General features: G+C 51.0%; 2 protein-coding genes and 1 pseudogene. All 3 read left to right on the forward strand.

The window, feature by feature from the left end:
• The first annotated feature begins 51 nt into the window (after positions 1-51).
• Complete coding sequence (locus tag HMPREF3093_RS07550; protein ID WP_023391806.1) at positions 52-282, forward strand: hypothetical protein; 231 nt, start codon at positions 52-54, stop codon at positions 280-282.
• Between the two features lie 4 nt (positions 283-286).
• Positions 287-514 carry a phage holin gene (locus HMPREF3093_RS07555; protein WP_070756376.1) on the forward strand — a complete coding sequence of 76 codons (228 nt, stop codon included), beginning with the start codon at positions 287-289 and terminating at the stop codon, positions 512-514.
• Positions 489-812 (forward strand): annotated as a pseudogene (locus tag HMPREF3093_RS09830) (N-acetylmuramidase); the annotation flags it as partial. The gene HMPREF3093_RS07555 and the pseudogene HMPREF3093_RS09830, both read left to right, overlap by 26 nt.

The following is an 812-nucleotide window of genomic DNA, read 5'->3' on the forward strand; positions in this document are numbered from 1 at the left end:
GGACCCGCGGAGCGGGTCCCTTATTCATATGTAAGAAAGGAGATGAGTCGGATGAGCTTATTAGAAATTGGAGGCTTGGCATCGGCAACGGTGGCAGTGATCACCCTGATTAGCAAGCTAGTCAACCTCATTACTGCCATCCAAAGCCTCATCCTCCGCATAGATGAGATGCAGCTAGAGATTGAGGCTAATAAGTTGGTTGTTAAGACTATTGATGACCGCCTAGCTTCAATGGATCTGCGCATAACCAAGATAGAAACACTGTTAGAAGAAAGGAAGTAAGCAAATGAACTTAGATAATAAATACTATGATGCGCTCAAGTGGCTAGTACTAATCTTCCTGCCCGCCCTAGCCGTCTTAGCTTCAGGCTTAGGCGACCTCTATGGCTGGGCGCCAACCAGTCAGCTAGTTGCGACAATTAACCTAGTCGCCATCTTCCTAGGCGCACTAATTCAGAAGTCTAGCCTAGACTATTGGAAGAAGGGCGGTGACGACCATGGGACAGGCCGATAAACTTATCAGAGTAGCCCAGAGCTACCTGGGCACCAGTCAATGGTCTGACGACCACTTGGCCATGGTGGATTCCTATAATTCAGTCAGCCCTATCCCAGTCGGCTACCAGGTCCAATACGGAGACGACTGGTGCGACCTCTTCGTCACCGTCTGCGGGGATGAATCAGGTATCAGTCACCTGATTGGCCGAGAGTGTGGCGTCCCACGCCACCTAGCCTGGTTCCAGGAGCAAGGCATCTGGCTAGGGCAAGAATGGCCACAAGCCGGTGACATTGTCATCTTCAACTTCGACGGTGGG

The organism is Abiotrophia sp. HMSC24B09 (assembly GCF_001815865.1).
GTDB lineage: Bacteria > Bacillota > Bacilli > Lactobacillales > Aerococcaceae > Abiotrophia.